The organism is Synechococcus sp. CCY 9618 (genome assembly GCF_019038415.1).
GTDB lineage: Bacteria > Cyanobacteriota > Cyanobacteriia > PCC-6307 > Cyanobiaceae > Cyanobium.
Genome location: NZ_JAFKRG010000051.1, coordinates 21,711 through 37,405 on the forward strand (window position 1 = coordinate 21,711; position 15,695 = coordinate 37,405).

The 15,695-nt window shown below is 60.6% G+C and carries 14 protein-coding genes; 12 read left to right on the plus strand and 2 right to left on the minus strand.

Annotated features, from left to right (window positions below):
- Positions 1–14 precede the first annotated feature (14 nt).
- The 6 genes from KUG41_RS13775 (at position 15) to KUG41_RS13800 (ending at position 6,573) form a co-directional block, all read left to right on the plus strand.
- Entirely contained in the window at positions 15–1,076 is a 1,062-nt protein-coding gene (locus KUG41_RS13775; protein WP_371734154.1) for a serine hydrolase, read from the plus strand.
- Positions 1,073–2,536: a DUF3370 domain-containing protein gene (locus KUG41_RS13780; RefSeq protein WP_216904785.1), complete on the plus strand. Its 1,464-nt coding sequence runs from the start codon at positions 1,073–1,075 to the stop codon at positions 2,534–2,536. Before KUG41_RS13775 ends, KUG41_RS13780 begins: the two co-directional genes overlap by 4 nt.
- Positions 2,533–3,618, plus strand: coding sequence for a magnesium chelatase ATPase subunit I (gene bchI, locus KUG41_RS13785; RefSeq protein WP_216904786.1), 1,086 nt, complete (start codon positions 2,533–2,535; stop codon positions 3,616–3,618). The genes KUG41_RS13780 and bchI overlap by 4 nt, the downstream gene beginning before the upstream one ends.
- Entirely contained in the window at positions 3,615–4,097 is a 483-nt protein-coding gene (gene ruvC, locus KUG41_RS13790) for a crossover junction endodeoxyribonuclease RuvC (RefSeq protein WP_216904787.1), read from the plus strand. The genes bchI and ruvC overlap by 4 nt, the downstream gene beginning before the upstream one ends.
- A 107-nt stretch (positions 4,098–4,204) precedes the next feature.
- Positions 4,205–5,119 (plus strand): oxidoreductase, encoded by a 915-nt coding sequence (locus KUG41_RS13795; RefSeq protein WP_216904788.1) that lies wholly within the window; start codon positions 4,205–4,207, stop codon positions 5,117–5,119.
- A gap of 98 nt (positions 5,120–5,217) precedes the next feature.
- Entirely contained in the window at positions 5,218–6,573 is a 1,356-nt protein-coding gene (locus KUG41_RS13800; protein WP_216904789.1) for a glycosyltransferase family 2 protein, read from the plus strand.
- Between the two features lie 56 nt (positions 6,574–6,629).
- On the opposite strand, the gene KUG41_RS13805 is transcribed toward KUG41_RS13800, so the two are convergent.
- A complete protein-coding gene (locus tag KUG41_RS13805) occupies positions 6,630–7,568 on the minus strand; it encodes an alpha/beta fold hydrolase (RefSeq protein ID WP_216904790.1) in 939 nt (312 codons plus the stop codon).
- A gap of 346 nt (positions 7,569–7,914) precedes the next feature.
- Between KUG41_RS13805 and KUG41_RS13810 the strand changes: the two genes are divergently transcribed.
- From KUG41_RS13810 to KUG41_RS13835, 6 genes are all read left to right on the plus strand, one after another.
- Positions 7,915–8,499: a 5-formyltetrahydrofolate cyclo-ligase gene (locus KUG41_RS13810; RefSeq protein ID WP_254217293.1), complete on the plus strand. Its 585-nt coding sequence runs from the start codon at positions 7,915–7,917 to the stop codon at positions 8,497–8,499.
- 283 nt (positions 8,500–8,782) lie between these two features.
- The gene (locus KUG41_RS13815) at positions 8,783–9,295 is read left to right on the plus strand and encodes a hypothetical protein (protein ID WP_216904792.1); all 513 of its coding nucleotides are present in this window, start codon (positions 8,783–8,785) and stop codon (positions 9,293–9,295) included.
- A gap of 17 nt (positions 9,296–9,312) precedes the next feature.
- Positions 9,313–9,750, plus strand: a complete 438-nt coding sequence (locus KUG41_RS13820; protein WP_216904793.1) for a SufE family protein — start codon at positions 9,313–9,315, stop codon at positions 9,748–9,750.
- 24 nt (positions 9,751–9,774) lie between these two features.
- Entirely contained in the window at positions 9,775–11,115 is a 1,341-nt protein-coding gene (locus tag KUG41_RS13825; RefSeq protein ID WP_216904794.1) for a homoserine dehydrogenase, read from the plus strand.
- 537 nt (positions 11,116–11,652) lie between these two features.
- Entirely contained in the window at positions 11,653–12,732 is a 1,080-nt protein-coding gene (locus KUG41_RS13830) for an alpha/beta fold hydrolase (RefSeq protein ID WP_216904795.1), read from the plus strand.
- A gap of 180 nt (positions 12,733–12,912) precedes the next feature.
- Positions 12,913–13,980, plus strand: coding sequence for an alpha/beta fold hydrolase (locus KUG41_RS13835; RefSeq protein ID WP_216904796.1), 1,068 nt, complete (start codon positions 12,913–12,915; stop codon positions 13,978–13,980).
- A gap of 308 nt (positions 13,981–14,288) precedes the next feature.
- Here KUG41_RS13835 and KUG41_RS13840 read toward each other — a convergent pair.
- Positions 14,289–15,695: IS5 family transposase (locus KUG41_RS13840; RefSeq protein WP_216904797.1), on the minus strand; the 1,407-nt coding region annotated here is incomplete at its 5' end.

Below are 15,695 nucleotides of genomic sequence, written 5' to 3' on the forward strand. Positions count from 1 at the left end.
CTTCCCCGATCTCCGTGAGTTCCGGCCGTCCGCCCCGTCCCCGCAGCAACCCCTGGTTTCGCCCGGTGGGTCTGGTGCTGCGGCTGATCGTGCTCGGAGTGGGGCTGGGCGTGATCGTGGGAACGTCCCTGAAGCTGCTGGAGCCCCGGCTCGCCCAGGGGGCGATGAGCACGGCACCGTCGGAGCCGAAGGAGAAGAAGCCCGGTACCGGAGCGATGGCCCTGGGCAGCTTCGAACCGCGCCGGGAACTGGTGGGCCTCAGCCAGCAGTGGGGCCGGCTGGCCGCCGCCCAGAAGGGCCTCACCGCCAGCGGCTTCCTGCTGGTGCTCGACGACGGCCGTTTCGCTCAGCTGCAGCCCGACATGGCGCTGCCGGCGGCCAGTGCCATCAAGGTGCCGATCCTGCTGGCCGGCCTGGAGGATCTCGATGTCGGCAAGCTGCGCTGGAACGAAGCCATGCCCCTCACCAAGGAGGTGGTGGGAGGTGGGGCCGGCTGGATGGCCAGCAAGCCGCTGGGTACCCGCTTCCCCTTCTACGAGGCCGCCACGGAGATGATCCGGGTCAGCGACAACACCGCCACCAACCTGCTGATCCGTCGCCTGGGCGGCAGGACCAGCCTCAACACCCGCTTCCGCAGCCTCGGCCTGCCGGCCACGGTGATCAACAACTGGCTGCCTGATCTCGACGGCACCAACACCACCAGCTCCCGCGACCTGGCCCGCTCCATCGCCCTGGTGGACACCGGCGAGACGCTGACCCCGAGGGCCAGAGATCTGTTCCGGGAGATCATGGCCACGTCGCGTACCAACACCCTGATCCCCCTCGGCCTGCTGATGGGGATGGGCAAGGATTCCTCCGATCCCGACAGCGAGCTCCTGCCCGAGGGCGTCACCGTCTACAACAAAACGGGCGATATCGGCATCGCCTACGCCGACGCCGCCCTGATCCAGCTTCCCAACGGCCAGCGGGCCGTGGCGGCCTTCATGGTGAAAGGTCCCTTCAACGACCCCCGTTCCGCCGAACTGATCCGTGCGATGGCCGGCACCGTCGCCAAGACCCTCGTCAAAGGTTCATGAAATCCCTCCTTTCCACCCTTGTGCTGCCCTGGCTGGGCGCCCTCGGCGGACCCCTTCTCGCCCAGCCGGCCGCCGCCCCCGCACCGAGCCCACCCCTGCTGCGCCCCGGCACGGTGGCGCCGCTGCCCGGACGGCTGGACGCGGTGCCGATGCTGAACGACAACAACCCCGAGGTGATCAAGGGCCCCGGCATCCTGCTGTCCACCTTCGACGGCCGGAGAGGCTTCGACGGCCGCCCCCTCGGTGATCCCGCCGCCCACCTGAACACGGCGGTCAGCGGCCCCTTCGAGCTGTTCAGTCATCACATCTTCGCCGGCAGCCCGGAAAGCCTCGACTCCACCCTCTGGCTGGCAGTGGTGGCGGCCCCGCGGGGCGACACCCCGGTGAAGCTGCGGGTCGTGGCGGGGTCCACCGCCCTGTCCCAGTCGGTGGACGCCGCCCAGCCGTCGGCCCCCTTCCTGCCGCTGCCGGCGCTGATGGAACAGGGAACGACGCCGATCTACGCCGGTCCGGGCAGCCGGGTGGCCACCGAACTGCTGGACCGGCAGCGCAGCCCCCTGGTGCCGGAGGGCTGGACCCTGCCACCCGGGCAACTGAGCACATTGTTGGTGCTGCCCCTGCCGGTGCGGGGGCTCGATCCCCTGCTCAACGGCCGCAACCTGCAGCTGCGCCTCCACAGCGACGGGCCGGTGGACCTGGCCACCCTGGCGGCCTTCGGACCCGTCGACCGACCGCCGGATCCCGCCGTCTGGACGCCGTTGCTGGAGGGTGGCCTGAGTCCGAAGGAGCACAGCCCCAGCCCCCGGGGAGCCAGCGGCCCGATGATCTACTCCCGGGTCAGCGGCGTCCAGGTGGGCAGCGTCTGGCAGGGACGGATCACCGATCCGGGCCAGCCGACCCTGTCGGTGCGCCGGGCACCGATCTCCTGGCCGATCAGCGCCCTGGAACGGGGCACCCTGGGCACCGGCCAGGTGCAGACGGCCCCGCTGCGGTCCTTCTACCCGGGCACCGCCTGGGCAGCCCACGGCAATTACGGCGTCACCTACGACATCACCCTGCCGTTGCGCAACGACACCTCCAAGCCGGTGCAGCTGGCCCTGGCCCTGGAATCCCCACTCAAGACCGACCAGGCCCTGGGTGGCCTGCGCTTCAACACCACCCCGGCGCGGGCCGTGATGTTCCGGGGCACCGTGGAAGTGAGCGGCCTCGACGCCGTGACCGGCCGCGCCGGAGGGCGGCGCCGCTTCCACCTGGTGCAGCGGGCCGGCCAGGAGGGACCGGCCCTGGGCACGGTCAGCCTCGGCGCTGGCCAGCAGCGCCAGCTGCGGGTGCGACTGATCTATCCGGCCGACGCCACTCCACCCCAGGTGCTGTCGCTGCTGCCCGTGGCGCCGCTTCCGGCCACAGCCCCAGGGGGGGCTGTGAAACAATCCGGGACGCCGCCCGCTCACCGCCCGTGACGCCACCCAGGAAGCGCAGGGTCTTCCCCTTCACCGCCATCGTTGGCCAGGAGGAGATGAAACTGGCGCTGCTGCTCAACGTGATCGACCCCCGCATCGGCGGCGTGATGATCATGGGCGACCGGGGCACAGGCAAATCCACCACGATCCGGGCCCTCGCCGATCTGCTGCCGGCGATCGAGGTGGTGGCGGGCGATCCCTACAACAGCTCCCCCAGCGATCCCGATCTGCAGAGCAGCGAGGTGCGCCAGCGGGCGGAACGGGGCGAGCAGCTGCCGCTGGAGGCCCGCCAGGTGCCCATGGTCGACCTGCCCCTGGGCGCCACCGAAGACCGGCTCTGCGGCACGATCGACATCGAGAAGGCCCTCAGCGAAGGGGTGCGCGCTTTCGAACCGGGCCTGCTGGCCAAGGCCAACCGGGGCCTTCTTTACGTGGATGAGGTGAACCTGCTCGACGACCACCTGGTCGATGTGCTGCTGGATTCGGCCGCGTCGGGGTGGAACACGGTGGAGCGGGAGGGGGTGTCGGTGCGGCACCCGGCCCGTTTCGTGCTGATCGGTTCGGGCAACCCCGAGGAGGGGGAGCTGCGGCCCCAGCTGCTGGATCGCTTCGGCATGAGCGTCGAGGTGCGCACGGTGCGGGATCCGGAGCTGCGGGTGCAGGTGGTGGATCAGCGCACCAGCTTCGACGCCGATCCGGACACGTTCAGTGACCGGCTCCAGGACACCCAGGAGGCCCTGCAGGCCCGGGTGGCGGAAGCCCAGGAGCGGTTGCCGCAGGTGGCCATCGACGACGACCTGCGCATCCGCATCTCGGCGGTCTGCGGGGAACTGGACGTGGACGGCCTGCGGGGCGACATCGTCACCAACAGGGCCGCCCGGGCCCTGGCGGCCTTCGAAGGCCACCTGGAGGTGACCGACGACGACGTGGCCCGGGTCGTGGCCTGCTGCCTGCGCCACCGGCTGCGCAAGGACCCCCTCGAGCAGATCGACTCGGGCGAGCGGGTGGTGAAGACGTTCTGCAAGGTGTTCGAGCGGGCCGAAGCCGACCCGGCCGCGTTCCAGCTGGCCCTGGCGGGGTGAGGATTCTCGGCATCGATCCCGGCCTCGCCCGCGTCGGCTATGGGGTGATCGATGTGGAGGGGCGCTCCGCCGGCGGCGATGGTCATCAGCGCCTGCTCGACTGCGGCATGATCCGCACCGAACCCGGCCGCAGCGACGGCGACCGCATGGTGGAGATCGCCCGCGACCTGCGGGTGATCGTGCGCCGCTGGCGGCCCCAGCTGGCAGCCGTGGAGAAGTTCTTCTTCTACCGCTCCAGCACCACGATCTCGGTGGTGCAGGCCCGGGGAGTGGTGATGATGACGCTGGCTCGCTTCTCCATCCCGGTCGTGGAGTTCCCACCGATGCAGATCAAGCTGGCCCTGGCCGGCTCGGGCCACGCCGAAAAGGACGAGGTGCTGGCGGCGGTGATGCGGGAGCTGGATCTCCAGGTCCCCCCGCGCCCCGACGACGCCGCCGACGCCCTGGCGGTGGCGCTGACGGGGTGGTTCCAGCGGTGAGGGACATCGGCCTTTCCTGCGACTAATCCGTTGCAGAAACGACAAATCCGTGCAGAATCCCTTAAACGATCGGGCAGCCATTCCGCGCGGCTTCGTTATCCCCATCCATGCCTGCCTTCCGTATCCCGGAGCAATCGGGTCGTATCGCCCTGGTGACCGGGGCCAACAGCGGGCTGGGACTGGAAACCGCTCGGGCCCTCTCGGCACGGGGAGCGACCGTCATTCTTGCCTGCCTGTCCCTGGATCTGGCCGAACAGGCGCGGGTCTCGCTGCTTCCAACGGCCACAGGGCCCCTGGAAAAACTGGAACTTGACCTTGGTGATCTGGACGTCGTGGCCCGCGCCTCGGAGTCGGTCGCCAGTCGCTTCGGCAAGCTTGACTTGCTGATCAATAATGCTGGGGTGATGGGACTGCCATGGGGACTCACAAAGAACGGCTATGAACAACACTTCGGAATCAACCATCTTGGTCACTTCGCGCTCACTCAGCATCTGATGCCACTGTTCAAGGACCGTCCCGGTGCTCGGGTGGTCACAGTGACGTCCATCTGGCAGCACATTGGTCGCTTCAGGCTCGACGATCTGCGAGGAAGAAGGAAATATAATCGCTGGAAGGCGTATGCTCAGAGCAAGTTCGCGAACACCTGCTTTGGCTTCGAACTGCAAGAGCGGCTATCTCAACAAGGAGCCAAAGCGATCTCTCTGGTGGCTCATCCCGGGTTCGCCCGCACCAATATTCAAGCCGCATCAATCAAAGCCAGTGGCAATCGATTCGAAGCCTTTCTGGATTGCCTGGTAAGACCATTCTTTCAGAGTGCGGCAGAAGGGGCACGCTGCCAGATCTACGCCGCTACATCACCCACAGCCAAGGGAGGCGAAATCTATGCGCCCAATGGCCCACTGGAATCAGGTGGGTGGCCGAAAAGAGGACGAGCGCCGAAGCGGGCCCTGGACCACTCCTACAGACGGCAGCTCTGGCAAATCAGCGAGGAACTCTGCCATAGGCATTGGAATTCCAGGTAAGCCAAGATTCACAGGCATTCATCCTCTGAGATCATCGGGCTCAACCATGGATCAGAGCTGTTGTTTCCGTTAATGTGTACTTTCATTCGATGGGTTCGATGATCAACGGAGTGTTTTCTGCAGAATTCGGCCCACTCGGTTGGGCAGCATTGATCCTTTGCCTGCTGCCATGGTTGCTGCTGCTGAAAATGCTGGCGGATTTCCAGGATGTGCTCAGCATCGGCAAACCTGAGCCTGAGCTTGCGAGTCAAAAACCGATGGTCTTCGGGGCCGCCGCGGAACCAGCCAGCTCATTGCTCGCCCTGCTGCAGCAGGAGCGAATGCAGCGTGACCATGATCCATCCGTTGAGGCCATCCCCTGGGACATTGAAATCATCATCCCCGCCTACAACGAAGAATACAACATTGAATCCTGCGTGCAGTCGCTAGCGGAAACGGCCATTGAACTCCACCACCTTCATGCACTGCGCACACGCATCATCGTGGTGGATGATCAATCCACCGATCGCACCTATTCACTCGTTGCCAACTGCAGGGATCGGCTGTCGGCCAAATGGACCGACCGGCAACAGGAGCATCCTGGAATCAACGAGATCGCCCCAGTCTCCATTGCCCTGCTCCAGACATCCAAACGCCCTGAAGACGAGCTATGGCTTGGCAAGAACTGGGCGTGCCATACCGGCTTTTCACACTCACAAGCCCATCATCTGTTCTTCGTTGATGCAGACGTCACGGTGAGGCCAACCTTCCTGAGAAAGTTTCTTGATGCCCTCTCAAAGCAGATCCAGTTCTCCGGATTCGTCCCTACAATCGCCTGCAAGTCTCTCATTGACTATATCGTACAACCCAACGTAGCCCTGTCAGCCCTGATCCAGAACAACATCAGTTCATCACTGAAACCCGGCACGAAAAGGCCCCATGCCTTCGGCCAATGCATCTATATACGAAGGTCGGCTTATCTTGTTACGGGTGGCTATGAAGTCGCTAACAAAGATTCTAAAGAAACACGTGGGCTGGAAACTCGAGCCCTCTCAAAGAGCATCGTAAAAGCGGGAGTGCCAGCCCTGAACGTCGCCGCTGGCGATTTGATCACGGTCTACATGTACAGAGATGCCAAATCACTGTGGGAAGGGTGGACGAAGAACTTTTTCATGACAGTCGATCAAAGCCTTTATAAGGCATGCCTGAGCATTGCCATGTTGCTGATGCTGTTCGACATCCCTCTGCTGTTCTTTGCCTGGCCCCAGACCAGACTATTCGTCCCTTTCCACATCGTCGGCCATTTTGGATTGAGGCTCTTCGTCGCCAAAGCTTACAAGGTGCCCCTGAAGGGCTGGCCGCTGTTTCCCCTGGGAGGTCTGGCCCTTTCCGCCATTATGGTTGGATCAGCTTACAAAGTGAAATCCCAGAAGAACTGGACCTGGAAAGGCCGCAGTCTCGCCATCAAGCCGTGAAGGAGAAAACCATGGGAAGCTGGCCCTGCGTTCTCTGCCTGAACAGTCGCGGAGCATCATCCCCTCTTGCTGATCAGCCAGTCATTCCAGATGTCTTCCAGTTGCTGAGGATGTTCCCATTGGGGGAGATGACCACAGGCCGGCAACTCCATGATTCTGTCTCCTAGAAAATTACTCACAAGCTGCCGTTGCCGCTTGTCGACAAGCCGATCCTCCCTGCCGAGGATGGCAAGAATCGGCTGCGCAGGCAGGGGGCGATCGCTCTTTTTGAATCCTCCCGAGCGGCCAAAGCGCCGCAGAGATTCTTTCCATCCGGGAGTGGCCAGATGAACGGAGCAGATCTCCAGCTCACCAGCCGAACAGGTTTCTCTGGCATGGGCATGCATCAGTCGACGCAGCCAGCGCCGAAACCAGTGCAGATTCAGGAGCCAGAGACTCAGGGACTCCAGCCATAGTGGGAGGGGTTGTTCCACTGGCGGCTCCGTGAGCCCTACGGGTCCCAGAAGCATCAGCCGCTCGATGCGTTCAGGTTGGCGCCGGGCCAGATCCACGGCCACTCTCGTGCCCATGGAGGCGCCAATCACCGAAACACGCGCCAACCCATCCTCAGCCTCCACAGACGTTCCGATCGCCTGATGGAACGCGGGGCAAGCCAGCAACGCCTCAAGATGGTGAAGAACACCTTCAGCTGAGTAGTCTCCATCGTTCGGACGCGGGCAGAATCCGAATCCATACACATCGGGAATCAGCAATCGATACTGCTTCGCCAGACGGATGGCGAGTGGGGTGGCGTCGAGGAAAGAGCCGTCGAAACCTCCGATGATCAGCAGGGGCCGGCCTTCGCCCAGTACGGCGACGGGCCAGCGCTCATCCGAACCGGGCAGCTCCCACCATTCGACAGCCGAAGCCAGGTGCCTCGCCCGTGGATCCTTGAGATGGATGGCAGCCTCCTCAACCAACTCTCGAGATCGCAACCAGAGAGGCTGATCGGGCATCAATGGAGAATGGTCATGGCGAACAGCAGATCGTGCAGGTTTCATCCCGTTTCCAGACTCCGCTTCAAAAGGACCTGGGAGCAGCTTTCATGCTAGGTGGAAGACATATCGTCAGACCTGAGCCGCCCCCCCCCGTTCAGATCGACAGCCTGGCCCAATCCCTCCATTCACATCCCTGTCCGAAGCGAAGTGCAGGATTTACGATCGCGTGGTGCTCCCACCACGACGGAAACCTGGTGATGGGAGGGCAGGACGGCAGCCGATGGGGAATCTCCCGCGGGACGACCCCAGCCAGATGGCAGCGGGTCGTCGTCCAGCCCCTCCAATGCGATCCCCGATGCGATCGATGCAGGAACGCGGAAAAACGGACCTGAGACGGCATTTCCGCCAGCAGCGGCGGACAACCATCAGCCTGGCGGCCGCAGGCATCCTGGAGGTGGCTCTGCATGAGCTGCCCTCCAGGGTTCCTGATGGGGAGTGGCTGGGGCTCTACTGGCCCCTGGCCGATGAGCCCGATCTCAGGATCCTGGCGGAGACGCCGTACCTCCAGGTGGCCCTGCCGGCCGCCCAGGCCGATGACGGCCTGGCCTATCTCCCGTGGAGGCCACAGGCTGCCGTGGGGCCGGACACCTGTGGCATTCCGGCTCCCCTGGAGGGACCACCGCTCAACCCGGAGGCCATGGCCCTGCTGCTGGTTCCAGCGCTGGCGGTGACCCCCCGAGGCTGGCGACTTGGCTCCGGTGGCGGCTGGTATGACCGGTTGAGGGCCGATCCCCGCTGGCGGGCGGTTCCGGCGCTGGCGGTGCTGCCGGCGGCCTGTGTGACCCCCGAGCTGCCCCTGGACTCCTGGGACGTCCCTTTCTCCGGCTGGCTGGATGAGAATGGCATCCACTGGGTCGACAGATCACCCGAGACCATTGCAAGGGTTTAAGCAACCCCCCTCCAACTGCCACTCCTGGGGCGTCGTTTGCCAGGATCCAGCCAGCGATCCATGTCTCGATTGGACCTGACTTCGATGGGGATCCCCGCAACGGCCCGCTCTCAACGACGTGACGGTCCCTCAGCTCCCACCGCAGCCGAGCGAGTGATGGCCGCCGAACTGCAGGGTCGTGGCAACGGAAACGACGCCCTCACCATGATGGTCGCCTCAATGGCGAGGATGGTGCAGACCGGCAAAGCAAGCGATAGTCGGTGGAAATCCAACTAAGGGCGTCATGATCCGGTCCATCCACCTGCAGGCCCTGTGCGGTGGGGCAGCCATGGCGCTCTTCTCTGCGCTGCTTCCGGCTCCGGCCCGGGCCCACGGCATCCAGAGCACCCTCGAGCGGTTCGCCAGCCTTGAAAGTGCCGGCAGAGACGAGAGGCTGGAGCTGCGGAGCAGTTTCTCCAGCGGCGTCCCTGCCAGCGATGCCCATGTTCGCCTGCTCCCTGCTGGTGGGGGCAGCCCCGTGGAACTCGGAATCACCGGAGCGGATGGACGCCTCGCCTTCGTCCTGCCGGCCAGAGCCCTGGAGGGAGGAGAGATCCAGGTGGATGCGGGTCCGGGCCACAGGGACTATCTGGAGGTTTCCGATCTTGAGCCCGCCAGTCCCGGCCAGGCGCCCGCCACCCATGTGCCCGTGGAAGGCCGCCAACAGCCGTGGACCGGGCATGCTTCAGCCGCCCTCATCCTGATCGGCCTGGTCAGTGGTGCAGGGCTATTCAGTCGGCTTCGCAGAGGTGCCTGAGTCGTTACGATCCAGCCATGAGCACCGGCAGCCCAGCCCTTGATCGGATCGTTGATCGGCTCGGCAGTTCCTCCGATGCCCGTCGCCGCTACGAGTACGTGCTCTGGTTGGCCAAGAAACTGGCCCCTTTGCCTGACGACCTCAGACAGGAGGCCTTCAAGGTCAAGGGGTGCGTCTCTCAGGTGTTCGTGGTGGGGCAGCTGGAGGATGGGAAACTTCACTGGCAGGGAGATTCCGATGCCCAGATCACCAAGGGATTACTGGCTCTGCTGATTGAGGGTCTGGAGGGTTTGACTCCCAGCGAGGCCGTTGCGATCGATCCGGCGTTTATCGCGGCCACAGGGCTCCAGGCAAGCCTCACCCCGTCGCGAGCCAACGGTTTTCTGAACATCCTGCGCATGATGCAGGCCCAGGCCCGTCAGCTGGAACGAACCGGGGCAGTGGCCGATTCCTAGGATCGGGGTTTGAGGATGCTGCCCATGACCATCGGCGTTGGCTTGCTCGGACTGGGCACGGTTGGAGCCGGCGTTGCCGCGATCCTCTCCAGCCCCCAGGGGCGTCACCCGCTGGTGGGGCTGCTGGCCCTGCGCCGCATCGCCGTCCGCGACTTTGATCGACCTCGTTCTGTGGAGGTGGACACCGCGCTGCTGGTGACCGATCCGGCCCTTGTGGTGGACGACCCCTCCGTCGACATCGTGGTGGAGGTGATGGGCGGACTTGAACCAGCCCGCACGCTGATCCTGAGGGCGATCGCGGCCGGGAAGCCGGTGGTCACCGCCAACAAGGCCGTGATCGCACGCTTCGGAGAGGAGATCGCTGCGGCAGCCGAAAAGCAGGGTGTCTACGTACTCATCGAAGCGGCTGTAGGCGGCGGCATTCCCATCATCGAACCGTTGAAACAATCCCTTGGTGGGAATCGTATCCATCGGGTGAGCGGCATCATCAACGGCACCACCAACTACATCCTCAGCCGCATGGCCGATGAGGGCGCCGCCTATGGAGAGGTGCTTGCCGACGCCCAACGACTCGGCTACGCCGAAGCCGATCCCGCCGCAGATGTGCAGGGAGGAGATGCCGCGGACAAGATCGCCATTCTGGCAGGTCTCGCCTACGGCGGCCCGGTCCCCCGCTCCGGAATCCCCACCGAAGGCATCGACCGGCTCGACGCCAGGGACGTGGCTTACGCGGCCCAGCTGGGGTTCGTGGTGAAGTTGCTGGCCGTGGCAGAGCGGATCGCCGACGGGGCGCCTTCATCCGATCGACAGGCCGATACGCCCGGCGATGCCGACGGCATCCAACTTGACGTCCGGGTGCATCCGACACTGGTGCCCAAGCACCATCCGCTGGCCGGCGTCCATGGAGTAAACAACGCCATCCTGGTTGAAGGGGATCCAGTAGGCCAGGTCATGTTCTACGGACCGGGCGCAGGCGCCGGCCCCACAGCCTCTGCCGTCGTCGCCGACATTCTCAACATCGCGGGAATCCGCCAGGTGGGCGGCGCCGATGCCGGACTTGACCCTCTGCTCGCGGCAAGCAGCTGGCGAAAGGTGGGGCTGGCCGATGCCTCCCGATCACGTCACCGCAACTACGTGCGCCTCCAGACCTGCGATCAGGCAGGCGTGATCGGCCGGATCGGCACCTGTTTCGGCACCCGGGGCGTGTCCATCCAATCGATCGTGCAGTTCGAAGCCACTGATGGCAGTGCTGAGATCGTGGTGATCACCCACGAGGTTCAGGAATCGAGCTTCCGCGAAGCCCTTGCCGCCATCAGCGCGCTGGAGGAAGTGCAGCGCGTCGCAGCCTGTCTGCGCACCCTGTGAGCCCATGATCGTTTCCAGGCGGAAACGTGACCATGAGTCCTTCCATCGAGGACCTGAAAAAGCCGGTCAGACTCTGCAAAAGGGAACCGCGATGGAAACATTCGTGGGGATCGGATGAAGATCTTGTGGCAGGTGCGATCTGGGCACGGCAGCAGGGCAACCGACAAACGAGCACCAAGCGCGGCACCCCATCAATCTGCCGCGATCACTGCAGAGCACAGACAAAAACTGCCGTCAGAAATGACTTTTAGCCATATTCACGGAAACTGGCTCCCTCATGCGTCGACGGCCCCTGATCAAGAACTCCTCATGACTGTCGTGATCGAAAGAAATGGCGGCCCCTAACATGGATCCTGACTTCAAATCCACTGTGAATCTGCTTAAGCTGCATCTTGTTGCTGGTGGGAAATATGAACATTTACGCATCAAGCCCGCGCAACAGACGCTAAATCACAGTGATAAGAGTATCTTATGGGTCTCACATGGCTATGCAGGGCAGATACATTGAGTGCAAGCCAGCTCAATGTCAAGGGCACCATGCAGTCCATCTCGATCAAGGAAGGCCTAGAAAAGGGCGGTTACCAGTGCGACCAGTTAATTGCGTCGGTAGAGCCCAAAAGACTCCAATTCAGGGGATTCACCTTTTACTGCAAGGACATACCTGCTGGCATTCCTGGCACCATCCCCACACTGTTCATCAGCGGGGCGTTTCAGAGCATGCCGTCCTGGCATCGGTTTGCTCGTATCTTCCTAGGAAGAGAAAAGCCGGTCATCATGGTGGATCTGCCGGGAACCGGCCGAGCAGACCCATTGCCAACGGAGTATGGCCTGGAATACCTTGCTGATGCCATCAAGTATTTGCTGGATGAACTCGGCCACCAGAAAGTAGCGATCGTTGCCGCCTCCTATGGAACACCGATTGCCTACAGATTCGCTGAGCTCAATCCATCCATGGTGGAGAGCCTGATCCTTTGTGGCACGATGAAAGAGGTTCCCAACCACATCCATGGGGATCTGGCCCACTCCTTCAAGACCCTTGAAGAAGGGAACATGGAACAGTTTGCCAATGAATTGCTTGGGGTTTCCGGCCCTCAGCAGGGTTGTGGGTTGATCTGTACAGACCCCCAGAAGCCTATTGCCAGGAGAAAACTGGCCCACCGGCTTCTTCATTCTCAGTTGATCAGCATGAATGCAGCTGATCGGGAAAAGTACGTTATCAATACAAAACGACTGCTGAATCACGGCAGGATCGATCTCACGAATCCGCCAAACGTAAGAACGCTCGTCTTCACAGGCGAGCATGACTGCTTCACACGCCCGGACTTCTGCCGTGAGATTGCCAGTGCGTTTCCACTGGCAACCTTCACGACGATCCAGCAAGCCGATCACTTGTTTCATATCGAGCAGTTTGACACCACAGCTGAGTTGCTTTTCCGCTTCTCCTACAACGAATCCATCAATGACATTCCCATGCTGAACAACATTGAAATTGTCCGCAGAAAGATCAAGAAGCGGTTGAGCAGTCGCCCGAGTGATTCCCGATACAAGCTCCGATGCCAAGACAAGTTTATCCAGAAGTCAATGAACCCTGAGCCTGCCCTGGCCCAACCCTCCTGATTCAGGCAACTATTCGCCTTCACTCAGCGGATCTCAAGATCTGCGGCACTTATCTCCGGCCGGATGAGTAAGTGACTGCATTGGGCTTTGAGATACGAGGCGTAATGGATAGGATGTATTGGAGTTTCTTCTTAGTGTTGTCTCCGCCTGTTTCAGGATGGCGGCAATGCTAAATGAGCCATGACACAGACGTTCAATGCCAAGAAGTCAACGGGACAGAATCAATGTCAATGGATAGCTGCAGATGTCCCAACCAAAAGGCTTAACTTTCAAGGATTCAATTTCAGTTACAAACATATCAATCCACAAACATCGAAATGCATACCCACTTTGTTCATAAGTGGTGCGTTCCAGTCTATGCAGTCATGGTATCGCTTTGCCAAATATTTCCTGACCAAAGGCAAACCGGTGATCATGGTGGATCTTCCTGGAACGGGGGAATCCGATCCTCTCCCCAGTGATTTCGGCCAGGATTTTTTGGCTGAATCCATCGGGTTGATGCTTGCTGATGCGGGCGTTGAACGTGTCTCCATTGTTGCGGCCTCCTACGGCACACCAACAGCCTATTGTTTTTCTCAAGCTTTTCCTGACAAGATTGAACAACTAATCCTGTGCGGAACGATGAGGGAGATTCCAGACTACGTAAAGGAAGGATTATCCCATACACTGATCACGCTCAAGTCAGGATCTATCGAAAATTTTGCTAATGAGGTGATGGGTTTCAGCGGGCCCTATCAGGGCCAAGGTTTGCTCTGCACCGACTCGTCAAGGAAAATCACCAAACACAAGGTTGCCATGCGCTTGCTCTATGGCCAGCTGATCAGCATGACTCCACTTGAAAAAACCAAGTATGAGCTAAATACTTTGAGACTTATCAAGCATGGCAGCATGGATCTTAATGACGCGCCAGCTTGCAATACATTAATCTTCACGGGTGAGCATGATTGCTTCACATTGCCTTGCTATGGCAAGGAAATGGCCAATTTACTGAAGGACTGCACTTTCACCACGGTCAGACATGCTGATCATCTCGTTCACATTGAGCAGTTTAATACTACAGCAGAGCTTATTTACCATTTTTCCTATGGTATTGCAATCAACAGTATCTCCAATTTGAATCCGATCGAACGCTTAGGAACACGTCACAAGTTGCGTGACCCTCAATTCAGCTCAGCACCCCATCCATTCGGAGCGGTTTCCGACAATTCATCCTTCCACCACCCTTCATGTGCTCCACTCGCCGCCTAAAGCTACGGACAATTATTCTGCAACTTGACTCAACTACCTATCCACAGCGAAACCTTCTCTAGATGGTTTTACCCATGACTGAAAGTTGATAGTCATTGGTCATCTTCCAAGAGTATGGCACACTATTCTTTATTTGAGATGGACTCTAGGGATGCTGATCAGGATGTTGATCCAAGACATCTCTGATTAATCCGCACGATTGAACTTGCTCACCTGAGTTGGGTAACTGGGGACTCCTGAAAAACAGCCGACGCCACATCGCCCCGCAACGGGCATCTGAGCAGGACTTACGCAGGCTATGGCCACGTCTATGCGGTGACTGGCCAATCGTTCCATCCTTCGTCTGTAATTGTGCAGGCCTTCGCTGGTGAGGTATGGAGCCAGAGAAGGCTGCAGAGACAGGCAAAAAGGAGCACAGAAAGGAGGCGGAGCACCCTCAGGATCTTCTCGGCACACATCACCAGGAAACTCATGGAGATTGAGGTTGCAGCGCCGTGGGTAAGCCTCGCCATGATCAGCTTCAGTGAATACTTTCGCTTGCCCGAGCCAAAGACTCCCTCCACTTCATTCCTCCGGCGCTGATCCGCACTGAGCTGTTGCTTGTGAGCTGCATTGATCTCTGCGTTTTTAGGAGGCCTTCCCAATCGTTTGCCCGAGAGACGAATTCCTGCTATCGCACAGAAGTGCCTGTTCTTAGCATTGATGTAAATGCGATCAGCGCATATTCGCTCAGGGTAGCAACCATTGTCCTGCTTATACTTCTCGGCCTGAGCGATCAGATCCTCGCCTTCGTTGTAAGCATCCCAGCTGAGCCGATGCAGGAACGCAAATCCATTGCTAACAGAAATACTGATCTTGGCTCCGAATTCGACAGCAGCCCTTGCCTTTCCGCGCACAATGGGCCGTACCTGTCGCTGCACCAAATTGACAAGGCGATCAGGGATGCTCCTGGTCTTACTGTGGAGCAGAATGGTTTGCTGCCGGTGTAGCTCACTGCAGGCGAGGAGCTTATGCCACCAATGCCTCCTCAGGGCTGAAAGGCATGCCCCATCAGCGATCAGGGCATCAATGGCTTCCAGATTGCGCTGCAGATAGTCAAGCTGCCGCCTCACCGCAGCCTTGAGTCTTCTCCGTCGTGGTCTTTTCTGCTTGGCGACATTGAGAAAGTGTGCACGCGCTTTGCCGCGGTCATAACGAGGGCGATGCGCGCCATAACCGTTGGATTGCTTGCAGAGGTCATCAATCACTCTCTCTGTCGACTGCCTCGCCTCATTCAAAAGCTTGAGATCCGTTGGGTAGGTGATATCGGCAGGCGTGCAAGAGGCATCAATACTGAGCGTGCCCCAATTCTTCCCTTCTGGCCAGTCTGCGGGTTTGACCAGGCTATCGAGCAAGAGCTGATCGCCGTTGTCTTTATCATCTCCGCTTGAATCGTCATGGGTCTGAGCAGCGGCAGCCTCAATCAACTTCTCCTTATCTCGCTGAACCACAAGCTCTTTGATGTGCCTCAGGTCTTCATCTGAGAAACGCTTGCGGAAATGAACCATCATTGATGGATCAAACGGCACCTTGCTGGAGTAACCGGAAAATCCAAGGAAGAACTGCATGTAGGGATTCTCCTGTGACGTGACCCCCATCAGTGGTCCAGTTCCTATGAGAGCTGGTGGGGTGATCAGGCCGCTTTCCATTGCTGGAGGACTTCCATAGGCGTACGC

Coding starts and splice junctions, on each gene's coding strand:
- KUG41_RS13810 (WP_254217293.1), top strand. CDS start 7,915: ATGCAGGAACGCGGAAAAACGGACCTGAGACGGCATTTCCGCCAGCAG.
- KUG41_RS13795 (WP_216904788.1), top strand. CDS start 4,205: ATGCCTGCCTTCCGTATCCCGGAGCAATCGGGTCGTATCGCCCTGGTG.
- KUG41_RS13825 (WP_216904794.1), top strand. CDS start 9,775: ATGACCATCGGCGTTGGCTTGCTCGGACTGGGCACGGTTGGAGCCGGC.
- KUG41_RS13805 (WP_216904790.1), bottom strand. CDS start 7,568: ATGCCCGATCAGCCTCTCTGGTTGCGATCTCGAGAGTTGGTTGAGGAG.
- KUG41_RS13830 (WP_216904795.1), top strand. CDS start 11,653: ATGCAGTCCATCTCGATCAAGGAAGGCCTAGAAAAGGGCGGTTACCAG.
- KUG41_RS13800 (WP_216904789.1), top strand. CDS start 5,218: ATGATCAACGGAGTGTTTTCTGCAGAATTCGGCCCACTCGGTTGGGCA.
- KUG41_RS13820 (WP_216904793.1), top strand. CDS start 9,313: ATGAGCACCGGCAGCCCAGCCCTTGATCGGATCGTTGATCGGCTCGGC.
- KUG41_RS13815 (WP_216904792.1), top strand. CDS start 8,783: ATGATCCGGTCCATCCACCTGCAGGCCCTGTGCGGTGGGGCAGCCATG.
- KUG41_RS13835 (WP_216904796.1), top strand. CDS start 12,913: ATGACACAGACGTTCAATGCCAAGAAGTCAACGGGACAGAATCAATGT.
- KUG41_RS13780 (WP_216904785.1), top strand. CDS start 1,073: ATGAAATCCCTCCTTTCCACCCTTGTGCTGCCCTGGCTGGGCGCCCTC.